At 38.2% G+C, this 23,890-nt stretch carries 21 protein-coding genes; 10 read left to right on the top strand and 11 right to left on the bottom strand.

Annotated elements, in window-relative coordinates; genetic code table 11:
• Positions 1–605: 605 nt before the first annotated feature.
• The gene (locus tag KMW37_RS05520) at positions 606–1,988 is read right to left on the bottom strand and encodes an undecaprenyl-phosphate glucose phosphotransferase (protein WP_215223615.1); all 1,383 of its coding nucleotides are present in this window, start codon (positions 1,986–1,988) and stop codon (positions 606–608) included.
• 512 nt (positions 1,989–2,500) lie between these two features.
• Between KMW37_RS05520 and KMW37_RS05515 the strand changes: the two genes are divergently transcribed.
• The 3 genes from KMW37_RS05515 to KMW37_RS05505 all read left to right on the top strand — a co-directional run bounded on the left by KMW37_RS05515 (position 2,501) and on the right by KMW37_RS05505 (position 3,491).
• Positions 2,501–2,866 carry a response regulator gene (locus tag KMW37_RS05515; protein WP_215223614.1) on the top strand — a complete coding sequence of 122 codons (366 nt, stop codon included), beginning with the start codon at positions 2,501–2,503 and terminating at the stop codon, positions 2,864–2,866.
• Positions 2,867–3,017: 151 nt separating this feature from the next.
• Positions 3,018–3,221 carry a hypothetical protein gene (locus KMW37_RS05510; RefSeq protein ID WP_215223613.1) on the top strand — a complete coding sequence of 68 codons (204 nt, stop codon included), beginning with the start codon at positions 3,018–3,020 and terminating at the stop codon, positions 3,219–3,221.
• Positions 3,222–3,347: 126 nt separating this feature from the next.
• Entirely contained in the window at positions 3,348–3,491 is a 144-nt protein-coding gene (locus tag KMW37_RS05505; RefSeq protein WP_215223612.1) for a hypothetical protein, read from the top strand.
• A gap of 69 nt (positions 3,492–3,560) precedes the next feature.
• Here the strand turns inward: KMW37_RS05505 and KMW37_RS05500 are convergent, their stop codons facing one another.
• Positions 3,561–5,141, bottom strand: coding sequence for a peptide MFS transporter (locus KMW37_RS05500; protein ID WP_215223611.1), 1,581 nt, complete (start codon positions 5,139–5,141; stop codon positions 3,561–3,563).
• A gap of 342 nt (positions 5,142–5,483) precedes the next feature.
• Here KMW37_RS05500 and pckA point away from each other — a divergent pair, with 342 nt between their 5' ends.
• Positions 5,484–7,046, top strand: coding sequence for a phosphoenolpyruvate carboxykinase (ATP) (gene pckA / locus KMW37_RS05495; RefSeq protein WP_246581375.1), 1,563 nt, complete (start codon positions 5,484–5,486; stop codon positions 7,044–7,046).
• 41 nt (positions 7,047–7,087) lie between these two features.
• Here the strand turns inward: pckA and KMW37_RS05490 are convergent, their stop codons facing one another.
• Positions 7,088–7,357 carry a hypothetical protein gene (locus KMW37_RS05490; protein ID WP_215223609.1) on the bottom strand — a complete coding sequence of 90 codons (270 nt, stop codon included), beginning with the start codon at positions 7,355–7,357 and terminating at the stop codon, positions 7,088–7,090.
• 149 nt (positions 7,358–7,506) lie between these two features.
• On the opposite strand from KMW37_RS05490, the gene KMW37_RS05485 reads away from it, so the two are divergent.
• Complete coding sequence (locus tag KMW37_RS05485; RefSeq protein WP_215223608.1) at positions 7,507–7,944, top strand: peptidylprolyl isomerase; 438 nt, start codon at positions 7,507–7,509, stop codon at positions 7,942–7,944.
• A gap of 104 nt (positions 7,945–8,048) precedes the next feature.
• Here the strand turns inward: KMW37_RS05485 and KMW37_RS05480 are convergent, their stop codons facing one another.
• The 4 genes from KMW37_RS05480 to KMW37_RS05465 form a co-directional block, all read right to left on the bottom strand.
• Complete coding sequence (locus KMW37_RS05480; RefSeq protein ID WP_215223607.1) at positions 8,049–9,335, bottom strand: NupC/NupG family nucleoside CNT transporter; 1,287 nt, start codon at positions 9,333–9,335, stop codon at positions 8,049–8,051.
• A gap of 123 nt (positions 9,336–9,458) precedes the next feature.
• Positions 9,459–10,064 (bottom strand): bifunctional nuclease family protein, encoded by a 606-nt coding sequence (locus tag KMW37_RS05475; RefSeq protein ID WP_215223606.1) that lies wholly within the window; start codon positions 10,062–10,064, stop codon positions 9,459–9,461.
• A 7-nt stretch (positions 10,065–10,071) separates the two neighbouring features.
• On the bottom strand, positions 10,072–11,037 hold the full coding sequence (locus KMW37_RS05470; RefSeq protein WP_215223605.1) for an electron transfer flavoprotein subunit alpha/FixB family protein: 966 nt from the start codon (positions 11,035–11,037) through the stop codon (positions 10,072–10,074).
• A gap of 26 nt (positions 11,038–11,063) precedes the next feature.
• Entirely contained in the window at positions 11,064–11,801 is a 738-nt protein-coding gene (locus KMW37_RS05465) for an electron transfer flavoprotein subunit beta/FixA family protein (RefSeq protein WP_215223604.1), read from the bottom strand.
• A 471-nt stretch (positions 11,802–12,272) separates the two neighbouring features.
• On the opposite strand from KMW37_RS05465, the gene KMW37_RS05460 reads away from it, so the two are divergent.
• On the top strand, positions 12,273–12,605 hold the full coding sequence (locus KMW37_RS05460) for a tetratricopeptide repeat protein (RefSeq protein WP_215223603.1): 333 nt from the start codon (positions 12,273–12,275) through the stop codon (positions 12,603–12,605).
• Positions 12,606–12,618: 13 nt separating this feature from the next.
• On the opposite strand, the gene KMW37_RS05455 is transcribed toward KMW37_RS05460, so the two are convergent.
• Together KMW37_RS05455 and dnaB are read right to left on the bottom strand one after the other, a co-directional pair.
• Positions 12,619–13,620, bottom strand: coding sequence for a quinone oxidoreductase family protein (locus KMW37_RS05455; protein WP_215223602.1), 1,002 nt, complete (start codon positions 13,618–13,620; stop codon positions 12,619–12,621).
• A 51-nt stretch (positions 13,621–13,671) separates the two neighbouring features.
• Positions 13,672–15,270 carry a replicative DNA helicase gene (gene dnaB / locus KMW37_RS05450; RefSeq protein ID WP_215223601.1) on the bottom strand — a complete coding sequence of 533 codons (1,599 nt, stop codon included), beginning with the start codon at positions 15,268–15,270 and terminating at the stop codon, positions 13,672–13,674.
• A 361-nt stretch (positions 15,271–15,631) separates the two neighbouring features.
• Between dnaB and KMW37_RS05445 the strand changes: the two genes are divergently transcribed.
• A complete protein-coding gene (locus tag KMW37_RS05445) occupies positions 15,632–16,438 on the top strand; it encodes a 3'-5' exonuclease (protein WP_215223600.1) in 807 nt (268 codons plus the stop codon).
• 60 nt (positions 16,439–16,498) lie between these two features.
• Here KMW37_RS05445 and KMW37_RS05440 read toward each other — a convergent pair whose 3' ends face one another.
• Both KMW37_RS05440 and KMW37_RS05435 read right to left on the bottom strand, forming a co-directional pair.
• Positions 16,499–17,233 carry an EcsC family protein gene (locus KMW37_RS05440; RefSeq protein WP_215223599.1) on the bottom strand — a complete coding sequence of 245 codons (735 nt, stop codon included), beginning with the start codon at positions 17,231–17,233 and terminating at the stop codon, positions 16,499–16,501.
• Between the two features lie 28 nt (positions 17,234–17,261).
• Positions 17,262–17,768, bottom strand: coding sequence for a metallophosphoesterase family protein (locus tag KMW37_RS05435; protein ID WP_215223598.1), 507 nt, complete (start codon positions 17,766–17,768; stop codon positions 17,262–17,264).
• A 187-nt stretch (positions 17,769–17,955) separates the two neighbouring features.
• On the opposite strand from KMW37_RS05435, the gene KMW37_RS05430 reads away from it, so the two are divergent.
• From KMW37_RS05430 to KMW37_RS05420, 3 genes are all read left to right on the top strand, one after another.
• Positions 17,956–19,317, top strand: a complete 1,362-nt coding sequence (locus tag KMW37_RS05430; RefSeq protein WP_215223597.1) for an NAD-dependent succinate-semialdehyde dehydrogenase — start codon at positions 17,956–17,958, stop codon at positions 19,315–19,317.
• A 95-nt stretch (positions 19,318–19,412) separates the two neighbouring features.
• Positions 19,413–20,393, top strand: a complete 981-nt coding sequence (locus KMW37_RS05425) for a pyruvate dehydrogenase complex E1 component subunit beta (protein WP_215223596.1) — start codon at positions 19,413–19,415, stop codon at positions 20,391–20,393.
• A gap of 424 nt (positions 20,394–20,817) precedes the next feature.
• A complete protein-coding gene (locus KMW37_RS05420) occupies positions 20,818–23,877 on the top strand; it encodes a SusC/RagA family TonB-linked outer membrane protein (protein ID WP_215223595.1) in 3,060 nt (1,019 codons plus the stop codon).
• Positions 23,878–23,890 lie beyond the last annotated feature (13 nt).

Here is a 23,890-nt window from a genome sequence, read left to right as displayed (position 1 = left end):
TTAATTAGGTGGTTATTATCTACTTTTTACTCAATTGTAATTTGGGTTCCAAAAAGGCATGGAAATGCCAGGCCACATCTTTCAGTAGCTCAAATTATACAGGGCAATTTGATTTCGAATCAGAAAGAAAACCGCTGATTTACAGATCGATTACCTTTCTTTCAGTGGAAAATCTTTTGGATGATTTCGGTTTCCCAACTAGCCAACAACCATGCCAGTGAAACATCTGAAAACCAATAATTTAACAAAAACTAATACAAATGGTTAAAAATCATAAATAAACGACCTACATTAATACATGAAAAAAAATATAATTATATAAATAAAAAATTGAATCGAAAAAAATTCACGGTGATTTCCAAAAATTTAATTAAAACGAAAGAAAAAGTGTAGAATCAAATACACACTCTGTAGAAATACTTTTTAATAAAGCAGAAGCAGATAATCTAATTTTTTTATTAACCGTTCAATGATAAAAAATAATTTAAAAACATAAACACACTGAAAAACAAGCACTTATATAAGTTACATATTAAACAATCGTACTAAAAACGAGTGGGTACGAACGAAAAGTGTGGAAGTACACACATTCCACACTTTCTATATTAGAAGGAATTCTTGTGAGTATTCTTACCAAAAATTGTTAGATAAATAATTTTCAGGTCTAATCGTACCGACCAATTTTCCAAATACCAAAGATCATGCTTTATTCTTTGTTCTTTCTGTTCGAAAGTTTCGGTAGGACCTCTCCAACCATTAACTTGGGCCCAACCTGTTATGCCAGGCTTAAAATAATGCCTTACCATAGCTTTATCTACTTTCTTCTGAAAATCCTGATTTAAAAAGCTCCTATGAGGCCTAGGACCTACCACACTCATATGCCCCATAAAAACATTGGCAAACTGCGGTAGTTCATCTATGCTATACTTCCTTAAGATCCGACCTAAGTTGGTTATCCTTGGATCATTAAACTTGGTAGATGACTTTCCTGTATGATCATTGGTCTTCATGGTTCTAAATTTAAAAACCCTAAAAGGCTTACCTCTTTGCCCAATTCTAATAGGACAATAAAACACTGGTCCTGGGGAATCCAGCTTTATTAGTAGAGCTATTACAACAAATACAGGCAATAACAATATCAGTACAACACTGGAAAATACCCAGTCAAAACACTCCTTAAAAAGGAAGGACCATTTATTATCAAGCGGCATTTGACGAACATTCACCATATCAATTCCCCCATGCCGTATCACCTTATATTCTTTTCCCAAAATATTTCCGTAATCTGGAACGAATCTAACACGCGTCCCATGGTAATCAGCGGTTTTAAGAATTTCCTTTATTTCCTTAGAACATTTAACAGGCAATGCAACAATAATTTCATCAACAGGATTAGCTTCCATATACTCTCCCATATGCGCAACATCACTTACATATTCTTCTGTACCATCATTAGTATATAAACTATCACTCTTATACTTTATAAGCCCCTGCACTTCATATCCTAAATGAGAATTAACCTTATAGTGAGAATTGACCTTATTAAGCACTTCACCTATTCCAGTAACCAACACCTTTTTCTGCCCATTTCCATTCTGGTTGATGCGATTGATAATACTTAAAATAATAAAGTTCGTTGTAATCCCAATAAGTGGAAATCCAACGGAAAAATAGATCACGACCTTTCTAAAGGTAGGCGGAAAAGTAAATACCAGATAAATTAGTCCAAAAAGTACTACTAAAATTGCACTAGCCTTGATATAATTGAAAATCCTACTCGAAAAATCCCCCTTGTATTCATAAAGGTATAGTTTCCTCCATATGACAATTATAAACCAGAGAGAAGTTAGTGCAAAAAACAATAACCAATCCACTGACTGTACACCATTTTCCTTACTCAAATAAATAGACAAAAGGAAAGTTAACCCCAGGGTTATAACATCCCATACAAAGAAAATTCCTGAGACAAATCTATTGGTACTATTCATAAATACTACTTTAAAAATTGACTGTTACAAAATATACCCTCATCCAATTAGGATGAACAAAACACGATGATGATTAACGTCACACAACATCAAAACAAAACTACCAATCAACAGTATTTACCTTAATAAACATCCTTTCATACACGAATTTTATCCTTTCACAATCGTTTCCCAACCACTCAAATACACACATAAATAATTGATTACCAGTTTATTACAAACCTTCTACTAAGTTAAAATTTCTACCTGTTCAAAACAAATAAAATACATTATAATTATTTCAAAATTCATTTTAATTGGTTCAAAATTAAATCAAAGCCATAGAAATTATACACCGGTATAAACTCCATAAAATCAAAAACATATGCATCAAATCAAGAACGAACCCATATTTTTCATAAAAAAATCACCTAAAAAACAGAAAATTATATCCGAATTTGTATTGGGATGCAAAAAAAATAGTTACTTTTACATATATATTTATATATTTCAAACAAGGTATTTTGCATAACATGATAAAAATCGTATTAATCGATGATGATCCAATCAGCACCTTTGTAACAGAAAGCTTAATTGCTAGATACATCAAAAAGCCTTGCAAAATCTTTAAGTTTGAAAGAGCCAAAGAGGCCCTTCAAAAAATATATATGATCAATCCAAACTATTTATTCCTTGATTTGAATATGCCAGAGATGAATGGCTGGGATTTTTTAGAAAATTTTACCTGTGACAAAACCAATGCTGAAATATATATCCTTTCGAGCTCGGTGGATAAAAGAGATATTAACAAGGCCTATACTTATGCCCATGTAAAAAAATACTTGAGCAAACCATTGATATCTAAATACATACACACCATTTTTAATCAAACAGCCTAACTCCTCCTATTCACCTTAAAACCAAACACTTAACCAATAACAATTATTCTTTCAATTATTTTTTTATGATCAATTAATTCACTCTTGAATTAATTTAATTTTTATTGTAAATAGCATTAAAAATCCTGCCTTCCACTTAATTTAATTGACCATGGCAAGAGAAACAGAACGCTATTATGATGAATTTGACGACTTCGAGGAAGATGACAAATTCACTTCAAAATTTGAAGAAGAAGATAACTTCGATTTTGATGACGATGAGGATTTGATCGATGAAGACCTGATGAAGTTCGATGAGAACGACATTGAGGAAGACTTTGCCGATTATGGTGATTTCGATGACGAAATTGACTGATTATTCTTAATAGCGAGCTTGCCTGACATGGGGTTAAGCTCGTTTTTTTTTAGCTTAATCTTTGTCCAATAATTTCGAGGTGTTAAATTGCGTCAAAATTAGACTTATCAACTAAACATCATCATCATGTTGCTAGAAATATTCAGCTCTCCACTTGGTTCTGGAGCTCAAATCTTTTTGTTGATCGTTTGTATCCTAATTGGTTTAGGTGCAGGAATTTCTTCCATTGACGTTAGAAAAACATTTTCCAAAGGAAAAAAAGAACATTAAGTATAGTGTCGCTTAATATAAGACATAAAAAAGGCAGTCAAATTATTGACTGCCTTTCTTTTTGATTAACTATCGAACATTACCCATTAGTTTCCTAATTGGCTTGGTAAGTATTATCAATAAAACACCTGCTCCCACTACTGTCATTACAATCATAAAATATTGATCAGGCATTTGGATCAAAGCCTCCTCTGTTTCCCCACTGGCCTCACCAGCAATCAGGCCTGCAATCAAATTCCCCAAAGCAACAGACAGGAACCACATTCCCATCATTTGCCCTTGGAATTTCTTTGGCGCCAATTTAGTGGTCAAACTCAAACCTACAGGGCTTAAACTCAATTCACCAAAAGTATGGAACAAATAAGTAAATAATAACCAAGACGGGGCGGCTAGATCTCCTGATGCTGCTATTTTAGCAGCAAAAACCATCACCAAAAAGCCAACTCCCAGCAAAATCAAACCAAAAGCAAACTTTAGAGGAGAACTAGGCTCCATATGCATCTTGGCCAATTTCACCCAAAGGGCAGCAAAAATTGGTGCAAAGATGATAATAAACATCGAATTGGCAGATTGAAAATAACCTGTTGGAATTTCCCAGCCTAAAACTGTACGATCTGTAAATCGCTCCGCAAACAAGTTTAATGTAGATCCAGCCTGTTCAAATCCAGACCAGAACAAGGCAGAAAACATTAACAATATTGCTATGACGCCAACCTTTTTCTTTTCATCAGCATTAAGACCTCCTAATATAATTACATAAGCGAAAAATAAGACCGTTACGATAGCAATGACAGTATAGGAAGCTTCTGCAATGGCAGTAGCATCAATTGGGATAATTCCCTGAAACATCATTAATAATATTGCTCCAATTGCCAAAACTGTAAAGAATGACCCTCTACCCAATCGTTTACGCTTTACTACTTCCTCAGAAGTTTGAGGTTCTGCAAGATCTCCCTTCCCTTTTAAAGTGAAAGATGTAAGTCTATATTGAATCAAGCCCAAGACCATTCCAAACCCGGCAATGCCAAAGCCCAAATGCCAGTCTATTTCTGCAAAAGTACTACATATAATAGGCGCAATAAATCCGCCGATATTAATCCCCATATAAAAGATTGAGAACCCAGCATCACGCTTAGAGCTTCCTTCATGATATAGCTGACCAACAATGGAGCTGATATTGGGCTTGAGCAGCCCTGTCCCAACTACAATAAAAATAAGTCCCAAAAAGAAGGTAGTAGTATCCAAAGGACTTAAAGCTGTGGCTGGTCCATGATTTCCTTCCATCAATGAAAGAATCCCAGGGATTCCCATGGTAAAATGCCCTAAAGCAATAATGATACCTCCATACCAAACCGACCTCTTTAATCCAAACAGCCTATCTGCCAGCCAACCTCCTGGCAATGCCAAAAGATAAACACCCATAGTATAAAGTCCATAAATTGCTCCTGATGTCTTATCATCAAAGCCTAGCCCCCCATCAATTACTGCAGTTGTCATAAACAGTATCAGCAGCGCTCTCATTCCATAGTAACTAAAACGCTCCCACATTTCTGTAAAGAACAGGGTCATCAGGCCTTTTGGATGGCCAAATAAGGAAGGCCCATCAAAGCCTTTATCCATTTCAGGATCGTTATTCACTTCGTTTATCATTTGGGATTAATTTTCTGAAAATATTTTTAGATAATGCAATGATAAGAGATTTTTTCTTTTTGTATAAGAAATCAAAGGCTAATTGTACATATCATTAATCGATTTAGGACTAAAAAAAGAAAACCATTTCAATTAATCGCACTATCGACCCGCTATAAATAAGGTATAATCACCTCCTCAAAAAACCCCTTCGAAATCGATTGAAAACAAAGATTTTAGGGTAATCCTAGGCACTTTACTACTTATTTAGGCTATATTTGTTTTAACACAAAACACCATGTGTAACCCAAATATCTTTAAAGAATTATGATTAGCCCAACAAAAACCTTTTCAGACCCATTGATGGAATTTCAATGGATGGACAAACAGCATTTTTATTTCAACCTTAGCCCTTCTGAGTTGGTTGAACATGCACTTTCCAACAATGAAGGATCACTCACAGATGTAGGTGGTCTCATGGCCGACACCGGAAAATACACCGGTCGGTCTCCTAAGGACAGATATATTGTTAAAGACAAACTCACCAAAGACACTGTTTGGTGGGGGAACATCAATATACCTATCAGTGGGGAGCATTTTGACAATCTTCATGAGAAAATGCTTGAGCATATGCAAGGTAGAAAAATCTACGCAAGAGACGCATATGCTGGAGCAGACACTCGCTATAAACTAAATATCAGGGTTTATAATACACTCGCCTGGCATAACCTATTTTGTTATAATATGTTTCTAAGGCCTAATAAAGAGGATCTAAAGGAGTTTGAGCCTAACTTCACGATACTTTGTGCTCCCGAATTTGAGGCCAACCCTGAAACAGATGGAACTAGAGATAAGAACTTTGCAATTCTTAACCTAAGTAAGAGGATTATCTTAATTGGAGGGACAGCTTATGCAGGAGAAATCAAAAAGGGAATCTTTTCTGTGCTTAATTATATTCTTCCGCAAGAGGAAAAAGTATTATCCATGCATTGTTCAGCCAATATGGGCAAAAAAGGAGATACTGCCATCTTTTTTGGACTTTCCGGTACAGGAAAAACTACCCTTTCTGCCGATCCTGATAGAAAACTAATTGGAGACGATGAACATGGCTGGACCAATAATGGCGTTTTCAACTTTGAAGGAGGATGCTATGCCAAAGTCATTGACTTGACTCGAGAAAAAGAACCTGAAATATGGGATGCAATTAAATTCGGAGCAATTGTAGAAAACACAAGATTCTTTCCTGGGACCAGGACTGTTGATTATACCAATCGTGATGTCACAGAAAACACAAGGACTGCCTACCCTTTAAACCATATAGTAAACGCTATAGACCCACCTTTGGGAACCATCCCCAAAAATATATTCTTTCTAACAGCGGATGCTTTTGGAGTAATTCCTCCTATTTCAAAACTTAATCCAGGCCAGGCCATGTACCATTTTATTTCAGGTTATACCGCAAAAGTCGCAGGTACAGAAATGGGAATATCAGAACCTCAAGCTACATTCTCTGCCTGCTTTGGCGCGGCCTTTTTACCTTTACACCCTACCCAGTACGCTGACCTGTTGGGCAAAAAAATGAAAGACCAGGAAGTAAATGTTTGGCTGGTTAATACCGGGTGGACCGGTGGAGCATTTGGGGTCGGTAAAAGGATGAAACTTGAATACACCCGGGCAATGATCACTGCAGCATTGGAAGGCAAATTAGACAATGTGGAATTTGAACATCATAGCATTTTCGGGGTAGCAATGCCTCAAAGCTGTCCAACAGTTCCAGATGAAATCTTAAACCCAAGAGATACTTGGGAAGACCAACAGGCCTATGATCAAAAAGCACGTGAACTGGCCGAAGCTTTCCAAAACAACTTCAAGCAATATATGGACTATGCCTCCAATGAAATAATTTCGGGAGCTCCCAAAGTCTAAATAATATAGCAGGCCGGTATACTAATTCCGGCCTGCTTCATTTATTCCTCAGGCTTATCCAAACCATTTTCTCGTTCAAACTTATTCCTTCTAATTTCAAATCTTTCCAGTTCCTCATTTAACATATCTAAGGAATCATTATACCGAGAATACAAATCTCCCATATTTTTTTCCATATTTGAAAAGTTAAACTCCATTGCATCCAACTGGAGCTGTGAGGATTTTTCGATCAAAGCCACTTGACTGTTTTTCAAATCTTCCAACAACCTCAGCGCCCTATCCATTTTTTTTAATTTTTCTCGATTATCCATGATTAAATAATTTGATTATCTATAATTTAATCAAATTGCAAGCCAAAATAAAGCGTTTTGTACTTTTCCATTATTTCTTTACATCATAAAAACATTTATCAAACTTCCTCAAAAGCCAAGTTTTAGTATATTTGCACAAAAAAGATTTCATGAAAACAGCTGACATAATCACAGAAAAAGGTACAATGAAAGTGGAGTTCTATGAGAAAGATGCTCCAAACACAGTTGAAAATTTCGTAACCCTTTCTAAGAAAGGATTTTACGATGGACTAACTTTCCACAGAGTAATTCCTAACTTCGTAATCCAAGGAGGATGCCCAGTAGGAAATGGAACTGGAGGACCTGGTTACCAAATCAACTGTGAACTTGATGGTGACAATCAGTATCATGATAGAGGTGTATTATCCATGGCCCATGCTGGAAGAAATACTGGAGGCTCTCAATTTTTCATTTGCCATAGTAGAGACAATACATCTCACCTAGACAGAAACCATACTTGTTTTGGTAAAGTAGTAGAAGGCCTTGATGTAATTGATCAAATCAAGGCTGGTGATAAAATTGAAAAAATTGTAATCTCAGAAGATTAATACATTTTATTCCCCAAAAAGGTTAGCTCATTAAATAAGCTAACCTTTTTTCTTGCCCCTATTTATATCATATATAGTTTAAATTTAGTCAACTTCCGCTACTATTAGCCAAAAAGAGTACCTGCAATTGTTGCAGTCATCATACAGGCCAAAGTCGCACCTAATAAAGCCCTCATACCCAATAAGGACAATGCACCTTGTTGATTCGGTGCAATGCTCCCAATACCTCCCACCTGAATCGCTATAGAACTAAAATTAGAAAAGCCACAAAGTGCATAAGTAGAAATCACAATGGACTTGATACTTAAGGTACCTGCCTCTTTCATTTCGGCCAAACCTGAATAGGCCACAAACTCATTGATTACTGTTTTTTGTCCCAGTAAAGAGCCTACCTGAAGCGTATCCTGCCATTCCACTCCCATCAGCCAGGCAAACACCCTAAATACTTGTCCTAAAATATACTCCAGAGAAAATCCCTGAAACTGCCCGGAAGTAGAACTCGCTATGTATGCATTGATACCAGTCCAATCCCCTATTACTCCTTCTAACAAATAGTTAAAGGCGGCAATCACGGCTATAAATGCTAATAACATTCCCCCAACATTTAGTGCCAACTTCAAGCCATCTGCAGCACCTATGGACATTGCATCTATTAAATTCACGCCCATTTCCTCATCACTCACCTGAAGCTTATCATTTAGCCCTTCCTTGTTGGTTTCTGGAATGATGATTTTGGACATCACTATCGCAGCAGGAGCATTCATGATACTTGCTCCTAAAAGATAAGAAGCAAACCGGCTTTGCTCCTCCACACTATCTCCTCCCAAAAAAGAAACATAAGCAGCCAATACCCCACCAGCTATAGTAGCCATACCTCCAGTCATCAAACACATCAGTTCTGATTTGGTCATTGAAGGGATAAAGGGCCTCACCAATAATGGAGCCTCTGTTTGGCCTAAGAAAATATTCCCTGCTGCAGACAAACTTTCCGCTCCTGAAAGCCTCATCGTTTTGGACATAACCCAAGCTATTCCAAATACTATTTTTTGAAGCACCCCAAGATAATATAAACCAGCTGACACGGTAGAAAAGAATATAATTGTAGGTAGTACTTGAAAGGCAAATATGGTCCCAAATGAATCTGTAGCCAAATCCCCAAATAAGAAAACAGCTCCTGCCTGTGCAAAGCTCAAGAGTTTCACGAAAGCTCCGCTTATACCTGCAAACAAGCTCTCGACAAATTCAACCTTGGTGATCAAAAATCCAAAAATCGCTTGTAAAGCAACTCCAATGCCTACTAGTCGCCAGTCCACCGATTTCCTGTTAGTTGAAAAAAGCAATGCAACAGCCAGCAAGGCTATCACTCCTATTATTCCTCGAATATATTCCATAAAAATCCGCTTGAAAACCCCTTAAAATACGCTCGCCTAATTAAAATATAAAGCCAAAAGGTAAATTATTTAAGAAGATAGGAAATAAAAAAACCTGAGAAAAATTCCTCAGGTTATACATGCTTAATTTCGACGATTTATTTCATCCCTAATCCTGGCTGCCCGCTCATAATCCTCACTATTTATTGCTTTCTCCAGCATTTGATTCAACTTTTCTAGACTAAAGTCCTTCAATGCCTCATGTTTCTGAGCTTGGGCGGGACTGGTTTTAGGCTTATTGGTGGAGCTTTCCTTTTCACTTTTCGCTTCCTCTTCCTCGTTAAATTCTATAGCAGCCTCAGACATCACCTTCTTCTCACAATAAATGGGAGCATCAAACCTGACAGCTATCGCTATAGCATCTGACGGTCTGGCATCTATCTCAACAGTCTTGCTATTATCCTTACAGACTATTTTCGCATAAAAAACACCTTCCCGCATATCTGAAACCAGGATATGGTCTACCGAGAAATTAAAATTAGAAGCAAAAGATTTAAATAAATCATGGGTCATCGGCCTATTTGGAACGATTTTCTCAATCTCAATAGCAATGGCCTGGGCCTCAAACATTCCAATAACTATCGGAAGCCTTCTGGTTCCAGTTATTTCTCCCATGACCAAGGTAAATGATCCTGACTGGGAATGATTTGAGGACAAACCTAATATTTCTAATTCTACAGTATTCTCCACTAGCTAATTACTTTAGTGCTTTTACAGCCTCCGTTAACTTTGGTAAAATTTCAAATGCATCTCCCACTATACCATAGTCAGCCGCCTTGAAAAATGGTGCTTCGGGATCTTTGTTGATCACCACAATATATTTAGAAGCATTAACACCTGCAAGATGTTGAATAGCGCCTGAAATTCCAACTGCTATATATAAACTTGGCGCAACTTTTACTCCTGTTTGTCCTACGTGCTCATGGTGAGGTCTCCATCCACTGTCAGAAACTGGCTTGGAACACCCTGTTGCCGCACCCATAGCCTTAGCTAAATCCTCAATTAAGCCCCAATTTTCAGGACCTTTAAGTCCCCTTCCCCCAGAAACAATAATATCAGCTTCTGGCAATGAAATTTCATCTGTAGCCTTATCTGTTGCTGTAATTTTTGCGGCAAAGTCACTTTCAGGTAAATTAACCTCTAAAGCCTCCACGGCTGCCGAAGCTCCATCAGTCTTGAGTGCAACAGCGTTCTTCTTAACAGCCAATATTTTTTTATCAGTGGTAATCTCCGAAAAGGCAAAAGCTTTACCTGTATAGATACTTCTTTTTACCTTATAACCTCCATTGGTTTCTGGCAGTGCAACCACATTAGATACCAATCCTGCTTCCAATTTAACAGATAACCTCGCTGCTACCGCATCACCAAGAGAAGACTTTGCCAAAATCAAGGTTTGTGCACCTACCTTTTCAAAAGCCTGAGCTACTGCGTCAGCATGGGCCTGGATTACTCCTGCATTTAACTTTTCATCATTTACATGCAATACCTTTGATGCGCCAGCAGTTCCAGCTTGACTTAAAGCTGACTCTTCAATGGTTCCCAATGCTACTGCTGCAACATCTTGACCTTCTATGGCCGCTAATTCTTTAGCATAGGAAACCGCCTCTAAAGAAGTTTTTTTGATAGCACCTTCCGCATGCTCTATATATACTAAAATTGACATTCTGTTCTTATTTAAAATTCAGGAAATCAAAGCACCTTAGCTTCGTTTTGTAAAAGTTTAACCAACTCCTCAACATTATCCTTGTCAATGAGTTTCACAGCTCCTTTGGCAGGTGGAAGCTCATAGGATACTGTCTTAGTAGCCACGCCATCACTTATTGGCTCCACCACGTTTAGTGGCTTAGTCCTAGCTGACATAATCCCTCTCATATTTGGGATTTTCCACTCTGCTATTGGCTCCTGACATCCTGCAACCAATGGCAGTTTTGCCTCCAAATGCTCTTTACCTCCTTCTATCTCTCTGGCCATTTTTACTGCATCCCCTTCAATCTCTAATTTCATCACTGGAGAGATTGATGGAATACCAAGCATTTCAGCCACCATTCCATGGACCATACCACCATTGAAATCTATCGACTCTCTACCCATCAAAATCAAATCATAATTTCCTTCTTTAGCATAATGGGCAATTTGATTGGCCACAAAAAGCGAATCTGAAGGGAAAGCATTTATTCTTACAGCCTCATCAGCACCTATGGCTAAGGCCTTTCTCAAAGTAGGTTCAGTTTCGGCCTCTCCTACATTTAATACTGTCAAACTACCTCCTGTTTGATCCCTGAGCTCAACGGCTCTGGCCAATGCATAGTCATCATAAGGACCTATTATGAACTGTACCCCTGTTTTATCAAATTGGGTGTTATTATCAGTAAACTGAATCTTAGATGTGGTATCCGGGACGTGGGTAATACAAACCAGAATTTTCATATATATAATTTTATTTTCTATTAAATACGTTAATCTTCCTTGCTCCAACTGAACAAGTTTCATGCAAAAAATATTAGCCGTCAAAAATGAAAAACTTAAATGAACAGCAATATTAATCTTTCTATTTTTACCAATTCTCCAAAACACCAATTTAACCATGTTTTTGGAATGACCAAAAATACAAAAAAAGGTCTTTTATTACCCATACGATTCCAATTGATTTTGGCTATACTCCATAATTTCTAGTTATACTGAATTTAAGTCCAAACGCCGATTTTTAGCTTAAACTGTATCTTATCAGAAACATACGATAACCTTAAAGCCAATATCGTTGAGTATTCGCACTAGAATAAAGCACAAAAGTCTCTCCTAATTTCTCGCTAAGTATTAAATACTGATTGAAAACGGCTATTTTTGCCCAACAATAATTAAGTTGGAATAAATTATTAACACGAAAAAACTAAGGGCTTTATGAGTAAATCATCCCGAATTGAGCAGCTATTGGAATTTGTAAAAGAAGAACCTGACAACCCATTCAATATTTACGCCCTGGCACTGGAATATCAGAATGCTGATTCCGTAAAAGCTGCTGAATATTTTGGCAAATTACTAGAAGACCATACTGAATACCTCCCTACCTACTTTCATGCTGCTGCTTTCTTTGCAGACATGGAAAAGATCGAAAAAGCCCAGCAAATCTATAAAAACGGAATTGCCTTGGCTCAAAAGCAAAATAACCTGCATGCCCTAAGAGAACTGAAAAATGCTTATCAAAATTTCATTTTTGAAAATGATTTGGACTAAGGCCATTTCCTTTTCAACTGATTTTTACCACAATCTTACCTGTCTGGTTACCTGCTGACATCAATTCAAAAGCCTCCAATACTCTCTCCAATGGTCTTACTGAATCTATTACAGGTTTAATTTTTTCTTTGATGACAAAATCTACCATATCCCTAAAATCCTTGTCACTTCCCATGGTAGTGCCCTGAATAGTCAGTTGATTCCAAAAAACCCTTCTAGCATCCAACATTGGAGGATTTCCCAAAGTAGCACCATAAAACACCAATTTCCCACCGGGAATCAGTAAGCCAATCAAATCAGGAAGAGTTGGCCCCATTGCTGAATCAATGATCAAATCAAAACCTCCAGTAATTCCTTTGGCTTCATCAAGCCAGCCTTCTTTCTTATAGTTAAAGCCTCCTTTTACTCCTAGCTCAACCGCTTTACTGATTTTATCATCCTTGCTGCTATTGACATAGACTTCTGCTCCAGCAATTATAGCATACTGGGTAGCAAACTGTGCCACTCCCCCACCAAAACCAGTCACTAAAACCTTTTGACCGGCCTTGACCTGACCATGATAAAATAAAGCCCTATAAGCTGTCAAACCTGCCAAGGGCAATGCTGCAGCTTCTTCAAATGACATATGAGCAGGTTTGATTGCCAATCTACTTACATCCACTTGTACATATTCAGCCAAGGTGCCATTTGCAGGCATTCCCAAAATCTGAAAATCAGCTGATTGGACCTTCTGATTTTCACCCCAGTAATTAGCAGAATTGATGATCACTTCCTTCCCCAACCAATCTTTATCAACTTCTTCTCCAATTGCTTCCACCACTCCGGCTCCATCAGAGCCTAACACCACGCCGTTCTTAATATTGGGATATCTTCCTTGACGGCACCATTCATCCCTTCGGTTCAACGCAGCAGCATGCAATTTCACCTTAACCTCATGGGGCTTTAAGGCAGCTAATTGCACTTCGCTTATTTTAATTCCAAATGAAGTATTTTGATCAAGAACAAGGGCTTTCATTTTAATGCAGTTATTAACTTGATGAATTATTATAAAAATTTCAGTTACTTATTAAAATGGTGCAGGTTCGTTGCTTCCTAATCCTCCCGGAAAAGAATCATCCTCATCAGGTCCATTAGCTTTACTTTGGATCCTGATCATATTGCTGTCATCAAATCCTTTTCCACCAGCTTCGCTTGGGAACTTATTCCCATACATTGCTTCCTGAGCTTGAGGCTGGAATGGCACATTAAGTTCCAAATCAGCAAATTTGGTATACTTACCTATGAATCGAAGCCTAACGGTCTCCAAAGAACCACTCCTATGCTTTGCGATAATTACCTCACCAGTTCCCAAGGTACTATTTCCTTCTTCATCCTCATTGATACCGTAATATTCAGGACGGTAAAGGAACATTACAATATCGGCATCCTGCTCGATCGCTCCTGATTCCCTCAAATCCGATAGCTGCGGTCTCTTATCTCCACCCCTGGTTTCCACAGCCCTCGAAAGCTGGGAAAGTGCAATCACAGGTACTTCAAGCTCCTTGGCTATCTTTTTCAATGCCCTAGAGATACTTGAAATCTCCTGTTCACGGTTTCCACTGGCACTGGCCTTGGAATCCCCTGACATCAGCTGAAGGTAGTCAATTACAATCATCTGGATATCACTTTGGGCCTTAAGTCTCCTACATTTTGCACGAAGTTCCAAAATAGAAAGTGCGGGAGTATCATCCACAAATAATGGAGCGGAGGACAATTTACTGGTTTTATGAATCAGCTGTTCCCATTCATAATCCGCCAAGTTCCCTTTCTTGATCTTCTCTGAATCCAGCTCAGCCTCCGAAGAAATAAGACGGTTTACTAACTGTACAGCTGACATCTCCAAGGAGAAAATCGCTACTGGACGATTATGGTCAACAGCAGCATTTCTAAGTACCGAAAGCACAAAGGCTGTCTTACCCATGGCAGGACGGGCTGCGATAATAACCAAATCTGATTTTTGCCAACCAGAGGTAACCCTATCCAATGCAGTAAACCCACTAGGCACCCCAGTCAAACCATCTGAAAGGTCTTTTTTACCTTCTAGTTCCGAGATGGCCTCCCTCATAATGGATTTCATGTCCGCATAGTTTTTACGGATATTGTTTTCAGAAATCTCAAACAAGGATTGCTCCATTGTATCCAAAAGCTCAAATACATCAGTAGTTTCCTCAAATGCTTCTGACTGGATTTCAGAGCAAATACGGATCATATGGCGTTTCATAGCCTGCTCGGTAATGATACGAGCATGATATTCGATATTGGCAGCAGAAGAAATCTTGGAAGTAAGTTCAGTGATATAAAAAGCTCCCCCAGCTACTTCCAACTTTCCGTTTTTACGTAATTTATTGGTTACGGTAAGCAAGTCAATCGGTTCACTTTCATTAAAAAGCTGAAGGATGGCATCATAAATCTCTTTATGTGCGTCTTTATAAAAACTGTCTGGTTTAAGAATATCCACCACCGCTGTGATGGCCTCTTTTTCCAGCATCAAGGCGCCTAAAACGGCTTCTTCCAAATCTATGGCCTGCGGTGGTATCTTCCCGACACCTACCCCAAAACCTTTTTCTGCACCGTTTTTTCGCCTAAAAGATGATCTTTCTCTTCCAGTAGTATTTCCTTCTGCCATAACAACAAATGTAGTTCCTTTAAACCAAAGATTTTAAACAACTTATTCACACCCTATTAACATATTCGTTAATAAAGTTTTAAGTGCCCTGTTACTTTCATCTATTACCCATTTAATACCATTTCCTTTATTATTCTCTTATAAAACATAAAGGAAGCGGTGAAATTTGAGAGACAAATATAAGTGCATATTTCGCCAAATTCATACTATTTCTCTATTCCCTTGATAAATTACAAAGAGGTACAATCAGGCACCGTAATTTTAATTCTAATATCTTATCTTTGAGGAAAAATAGAAATGTACCTTTTACGATTATCGGGCTTTTCTCTGATAGCAGCCCTAATTTTCAAATAAAAAACAAATGACTTTAAACATAAAAACTCCTTTAGCATTTTTTGACCTAGAAGCCACTGGAATAAATATTTCTACTGACAGGATAGTGGAATTTTCCTTTGTAAAAATCCACCCAAACGGTAAAGAAGAAATAAAAACCATGAAAATCAATCCTACCATTCCTATTCCAAAGGAGGTTTCTTTGATTCATGGAATTTATGATGAGGACATTAAAGATGCCCCTACTTTCAAGGAGATAGCCAAAGAATTGCACCAGTTTCTTGATGGTGCTGACTTGGCAGGATTCAATGTGCTTAAATTCGATATTCCACTTTTAGTGGAAGAATTCTTGAGGGCAGGGATAGACTTTGACATCGAAAAGAGAAATCTACTAGATGCCCAAAAAATCTTCCATATGATGGAAAAAAGAAACCTGACGGCAGCCTATAAATTTTATTGCGGCAAAACCTTAGAAAATGCTCATAGTGCTGAGGCTGACACCATTGCCACTTATGAAGTATTCAAAGCTCAGGTGGAAAGATATGAAAATGAAGAGGCGATTGACCTTCAGGGAAACAAACTAGGAATCATTGAAAATGATATGAAGAAAATCCACTCATTGATCAATGAAAAAATGGTAGACCTTGCGGGAAGGTTCATTTTCAATGATGAAGGTGTGGAATGCTTTAATTTTGGCAAGCACAAAGGTAAACCAGTGGAAAAAGTCCTTCAAGAGGAACCTAATTATTATGACTGGATGATGAAAGGTGACTTTCCATTGGATACTAAAAGAAAGTTCACCCAGATAAAATTGAGGAATTTCAATAATAGATAAATAGAAATGGCTGCCCATGTGGGCAGCCATTTCTATTTATACTTTGGGATTTTAAGCAGACTAATCCAATGCTTCCTTCTTTTCAAAATACCTCAAACGGTAACACTGTATGGCTGTTTTGCCCAAATGATCAGTAAGTTGCCAGTTAGCGATAGCTCCTACTCCAGCACCAACAACCGGAATTAACTGCGCCAGCTTAGCCAAATCCATATAATCACGATATTCCAACTGGAAGGTACGCCAATCAAAATTGTCTCCTTTTTCAGGCAATGTTTTCTTAAAGCTTTCCCAGTTTTCCAACACCTCTATCAGCTCTTTTCTCTTTTGTTGGCTACAAAAAGCCAATTGAAATACATATAGAATAAAAATTCTCTCTTTAAAATCCTTTACATCATAACCATACATGGAGGCAACTTCAAAAAGCATCTTCATCTTTATGGCCAGAAAGGCAGGAAAATCAACCATCCCCATCAAAATTCCTCCAGCACCTGTAACGGCGCCCTCTACAGAAGCGGTTCTTTGATACCATTTAATCTTATTTTTAATCTTTAGCTCCCTTCCTTCAAAAGGAATAGTTTCAGGAATCTTTGTATTAATATAAGTAGAACCAAAGAGCACCCCTTTCACCATTTTTTCAATAGCATAGGTAATGGCCTGATGAATTTTATCAGGAATAATTTCATTGATTTTGTGTTGTACTCCCTTGGCCATCCTATTCATGATAGAAGGATTCTTCTTGACCTTTTTAAGCCAAGCATTCATCTCATAGAAAGCTATTTCCTCGTAAAGCACCATACCTTATTATGCCAAAAAACCAGAAAAATCATTTCAAGCTACCACGCTTCCCTAATTCTACGACCCTTAGATTTTTTGGTTTCCCCTCTTCCAAATCAAATTTCAACATGGTTTTAACTTGATGAAAGCCGTGGTTTCCAATCGCACCTGGATTCATATAAATACATCCGAGCTCATGATCAAATTCAACCTTGCAAATATGGGAATGGCCACAAACAAAAATACTGGGCCGAACTTCTTTGATTCTTTTCCTTACGCCTTTTGCGTATCTTGGAGGCTTCCCTCCTATATGTATCATCATCACCTTGACTCCCTCTTTTTCAAAAACCAATTCCTCAGGATACTTTTCCCTTGCCATATTATCATCAATATTCCCAAAAACAACCCTCAGAGTCTTTCCCTTGGGAAGGGCATCTATTACGGTTTCTGCACCAATATCCCCTGCATGCCAGATTTCATCCACATCTTCTAAATGAGCAATAGTTTTTTCATCTATATAACTGTGTGAATCAGAAATCAGCGCTACTCTTATCATAAATAATATGATTAAATTTACTTCTTGAATGAAATTTGAAACTGAAAACAAAGAAATACAATTTGGTTTTGGAACAAAACTTCCCGCCCAAGATTAATTCCAAATTGCACATGACTTAGGAACAGTTTCTGCTCTAATTAGTGCAAATGATTTTTGAAATTAAATTAGGAATAAAAAATTTTAATCCATGAAATCCATAAATCCATATACGGGCGAATTACTTAAGGAAATAGAAGAGCACTCTGAAAATGATATAGATATAATCATCAATAAGGGTGAAAATGCTTTTCAAAAATGGAAAAGAAAGAGCATAGCTGAGAGAAGCTCACTGATGCATAAGGCCGGGGAAGTACTTAGAAAGAACAAGGAAAAATATGCCAAAACCATTTCCCTGGAAATGGGAAAAGTAATCTCAGAATCTCGAGCAGAAGTGGAAAAGTGTGCATGGGTTTGTGAGTACTATGCCGAAAAATCCGCAGATTTTTTATCTGATAAACCCATTGATCTACCTAAAGGAAACAAAGCAAAAGTCGTTTATGATCCTTTGGGAGTAATATTGGCTGTCATGCCCTGGAATTTCCCTTTTTGGCAAGTATTCAGATTTGCAGCTCCCAACTTAACAGCTGGCAATACAGGTTTACTGAAACATGCTTCAAATGTACCCCAATGCGCTTTGGCCATTGAAGAGGTATTTGCTGAAGCTGGCTTTCCTGATGGGGTTTTTCAGACTTTGATTATAGGTTCCCAAAAAGTAGAAAAAGTCATAAAACATCCAAAAGTAAAGGCCGTCACACTTACTGGTAGTGAAAAAGCTGGACAAATCATTGCTTCTCAAGCTGGGGAACAAATCAAAAAAACTGTTTTGGAACTTGGAGGCAGTGATCCATTTATTGTTCTCAAAGATGCAGATATCGAAGCTGCAGCCAAAACAGCTGCAAAGGGCCGAATGATCAATTTTGGTCAAAGCTGTATAGCTGCAAAACGCTTTATCATTGAAGCACCAGTTTATGATCAATTTATCAGTGCGTTTAAATTGCAAATCCAGAATTACCAGGCCGGTGAGCCCCTGGATGAAAATGCAGGATATGCTTGCATGGCCAGACCAGATCTAGCAGAGGAACTTTACCAACAGGTGAAGTCTTCCATCGACCAAGGTGCCGATGTAATTCTTGAAGGCAGTGGTCCTGATAAAGGAAAGGCAAATTTCAAACCTTATATATTAGGTAACCTGAGTCCTGGCATGCCTGCCTATAGTGAAGAACTATTTGGTCCAGTCGCCTCTGTATTTAAGGTAAAAGATGAGCAAGAAGCCATCGCCTTGGCCAATGATTCTGATTTTGGATTGGGCTCGGCACTGTGGACCAATGACGCTGAAAAAGCCAACAGACTGTCCAGGGAAATCGAATCGGGTGCTGTTTTTATCAACTCCATGGTCGCCTCCAACCCTCACCTGCCCTTTGGTGGTATAAAAAAATCAGGTTATGGTAGAGAATTAGCTGAAAATGGAATCAAAGAATTCATGAATGTTAAAACCGTTTTTATGGCCTAGGAATGTTTATTTTCTAATTATTGGTTAATTCCATTTAGAACTTGGTAATTGAAGGATTACTTTCTATTTTTACAAGCGAAAATTTTGGCTAAAAAATGAGAATTATACAATTTAGAGAAGCATTAAGAGAGGCCATGAGCGAAGAAATGAGACGCGATAAAAACGTGTTTCTCATGGGTGAAGAAGTGGCTGAATACAACGGTGCCTACAAGGTGACCCAAGGTATGTTGGATGAATTCGGACCGGACAGAGTATATGATACTCCTATCGCAGAACTTGGCTTTGCTGGTTTGGGCGTTGGCGCCGGTATGAACGGTCTAAGACCTATCATCGAATTTATGACCTTCAACTTTTCTTTGGTAGCTATTGACCAAATCATCAATTCAGCTGCTAAGATGTATGCCATGTCAGGCGGTCAGTACAATGTGCCTATCGTTTTTAGAGGCCCTACTGGTAATGCCGGTCAACTTGGTGCTACACACTCTTCAAACTTCGAGAATTGGTTTGCAAATACTCCAGGTCTTAAAGTAGTAGTTCCTAGTAACCCTTATGATGCAAAGGGATTGTTAAAAGCTGCTATCAGAGATGACGATCCAGTTATCTTCATGGAATCTGAATTGATGTATTCTGATAAGGGAGAAGTTCCAGAAGGAGAATACTTACTTCCTATCGGAGTAGCCGATATCAAAAGAAAAGGGACAGATGTAACCATTGTTTCTTTTGGTAAAATCATGAAAGTAGCCTTGGAAGCTGCTGAAGAATTGGCTAAAGATGGAATCGAGGCAGAGGTAATCGATCTAAGAACTGTGAGGCCAATTGATTACGCTACTGTTTACGAATCGGTTAAGAAAACCAATAGATGCGTTGTGGTTGAAGAAGCCAATCCAATTTCTTCTTTAGCTACAGATATCGCATTCAATGTTCAGAAAAACATGTTCGATCATTTGGATGCCCCTGTATTGAGAGTTAATTCTATGGATATTCCTTTGAGTTATTCTCCTACTTATATTGAGGCTACTTTGCCAAATGTAAAAAGAACGATTGAAGCTGTTAAGCAAGTTACTTACGCAAAGTAATCTTTGCAGCTTAAAATATTTAAAGCGGTCAATGCATGCATTGACCGCTTTTTTTTGCTCATTTTTTTATCAACAGAAAAACATGATAACTGTATCTTTTTAATAAACAAGTCTTATAATACTAAAAACAAAAGGATTCAAAACTAATAACCAAAAACACACTAAATAACAAAAGTTATTTTTTTTATATAGTTTTGCTTGTCCAAATGGCCTAATTTATATAATTTAGATGAATATTCTCTTACACCCTAATAATCCACAAGAGAAAATGCTTCGTTCCCATATAATTCATACATCTCTGAAAGGAAGCGAGTAAGGCATAACGTACCCACCGAAAATAACCTTTAATACATCATAAAAAGCAAATCACCAACATTTTGCACAAATACTCTTGTATTCAATTTAATTAACTAAACAAACGCTTATGAAAAAACTATTTACACTCATTGCGTTCTTTGTGGTCAGTATTACATTCGCACAAAATGTAACGATCACTGGGACCGTAACTGATGAAGAATCAGGTGAGCCTCTACCAGGAGCAAATATTCTGGTAAAAGGCCAAGCTTCAGGAACTGTAACGGACATGGATGGGAAATATTCCCTTTCCGTTGCTGATAATGCCATATTAGTATTCAGTTTTATAGGGTATACTTCCAAGGAAGTAGCTGTTGGGAGCAACAGTGTCATCGACGTAGCATTAACAGGCGCCTCTTTAGACGAGGTAATTGTTGTTGGTTATGGTACGCAAAAGAAGAAAAACTTAACCGGAGCTGTAGGCACTTTATCCACCGAGGACATTGGTAGCCAAAGTGTTACAAGTGCAGCCAACGCCCTATCAGGGCGAGTATCCGGAGTGCAGTTAATTCAAGGTTCAGCCCAACCAGGTAATGATGCACCTACCATCCAAATTAGGGGTATCGGTACGGTAAGAACATCTGTAGATGGACAAAATAGCGATTCAGCTCCATTGGTATTGGTAGACGGTGTGCAGTCTACCTTAAATGATGTGCATCCAAATGATATTGAAAGTTTTTCTGTATTGAAAGATGCAGCTTCAGCTGCCATTTACGGTGCCAGAGCTGCAAACGGTGTGATCTTGGTAACAACCAAAAGAGGAAAGTCCGGAAAACCTAAAGTATCTATCAACTCATACATTGCTTTCCAAAATGCTACCACTACTCCCAGCATGTTAAGCTCTTATGACTTTGCTCGTTTGAAAAACGAAGCACAGACCAATATAGGCCAATCTGAAGTTTATTCTCAAGAGGAATTGGATCTCTTCCAAAATGGTGGTGATTCAAGATATTCTACAAAGGGATTCTTTGAAGATGGATACCGTACAGGTGCTCCACTTCAAAACCACTATTTCTCGGTAACTGGTGGTACTGAATATGTAAAATACATGTTCTCTGCAGGATATCAGGACCAAGAAGGTGTCGTGATAGAAACAGATTCAAAAAGATATAACTTCAGGTCCAATGTGGATGTGAAAATTTCTGATATGGTAAGAACCGGCTTCAATATTTCTGGGAGTTTGACCGACAGCAATGAACCAAATTATTCAGGTTATGGGGTTACACAGCTTATCCGAGATATGATCAGAAAGGCACCTCTTAACCCACTTAGATATGACAATGGCTATATCTCATCTGGTAACGTAGTATTAGCGGGAAGAACTGATGGTGGCATCCATCCTATTGGCTTAGCTAAATATGGGGGGAATAATAATACCAAATATTATAGAGCTACGCCTAACCTTTACTTTGAGTTAGAACCTGTAAAAGACATGGTATTCCGTGCCAATGGTTCGGTATATGTACAAGATAGAAAGCAAAGTTTCTTCAGAAGCAAAATGACCGTTTCTGATGGCGAAAGCATCTTCAACTCTAATGGTCTTGGAGAATACCGCGAAACTGATTTGTTGAGCACTACCTCAACTTTTGAACTAACTGGTAGATATACCAAAACACTTGGTAAATCAACAATAGGTGGAATGTTAGGATATACCAGCCAAGCATATAGACAAGACTTTCTTTCCGCATCTAATGAAGGCTACAATAATAGTCTTCTGACAGAATTGGACGTTGCCTCTTTGAACCCAAGTGTTGCTGGTAATGCTAGTGAATGGGCACTGGAATCATTCTTTGGTCGTGTAAACTATGACTATGAAGGAAAGTATTTAGCTGAGTTTAATATTCGCTATGACGGTTCTTCCCGATTCGGTGAAAACAACAGATTCGGTACTTTCCCATCATTCTCCGTTGGTTGGAATATGGCCAAAGAAAATTTCATGGCTAGCCTAAAAGATGTTAATGAGTTAAAATTAAGAGCCAGCTGGGGACAACTTGGAAACCAAAACATTGGTAACTACCCTAGTATTGCTACCATCAATCTTGACCAACCTTACGTCTTTGGAAATTCATTGGTAGGTGGAGCTGCAGCAAGGGCTTTGGCCAATCCAAATGTCAAGTGGGAAACTACACAAACTTCTGATATTGGATTAGATGCGACATTGTTTGATTACAAACTTTCCCTTACAGCGGATTACTATGTAAGAAAATCCCTGGATGTACTATTAAGCCCTCCTGTGGTGGCCACATTGGGTAACCTTGCTCCACCGGTTCAAAACCAAGGTGAAGTGGAGAACCGCGGTTATGAATTTTCCCTAAACTATTATGGAACCATAGGCAGCGAATTCGAATATTCCATTTCTGGAAACTGGTCACACAATGACAATAAAGTTCTGAAACTAGACGAGGAATTCCTTTCAGCAAATAAGGTTTTGACCAAGGAAGGTTATCCGATCAACTCTTTCTATGGGCACATCATTACCGGTATTTTCCAGTCTGATGCAGAAGCACAAGACGCAGAAACTTATGGTACCCAACCTGGAGGTTCTCTGGTAAGTGCTGGTGACTATATCTATGAAGATACCAATGGAGATGGAGTAGTTAACTCTGATGATCGTGTGATCATTGGTAACCCCAATATTAGAAACACATTTGGTATGACCTTAACAGCCGATTATAAAGGCTTTAATTTCCGCGTCTTATTCCAAGGCGTATTGGGTAGGGATGTTGAGAATGGAGTTTATGGAACTGATGGCTTGAGAGGCTACAGCAACCTGACAACTGCATTTCTGGACAGATGGACGCCAGAAAACACTGACACTGATATACCAAGAGTAGCAACGGGTTACAAATACAACAATTCATTATTTGTTGGACCAGCTATCAGTGCTGCGATCTTAGATGCTTCATACCTAAGAATGAAGCACGTTGAATTGGGTTACACCCTACCTACTGAGACCATTGCTAAATTCGGTCTTTCCAATGCAAGGGTTTATATCTCAGGACAAAACCTATTGACATTCACTAAGTTTGTGGATGGATTTGATCCTGAAGATGCGGTTACTTTTAACAACGTTAATGACAGCTACCCGCAAGCTAAATCCTTTACCATGGGTGTTAATCTTTCCTTCTAAATCTCAAAAGTGA

The organism is Echinicola shivajiensis (genome assembly GCF_018642165.1).
Lineage (GTDB): Bacteria > Bacteroidota > Bacteroidia > Cytophagales > Cyclobacteriaceae > Echinicola > Echinicola shivajiensis.
The sequence above is the reverse complement of the archived record's forward strand: the minus strand, read 5'-3'. Positions and strand labels throughout refer to the sequence as shown.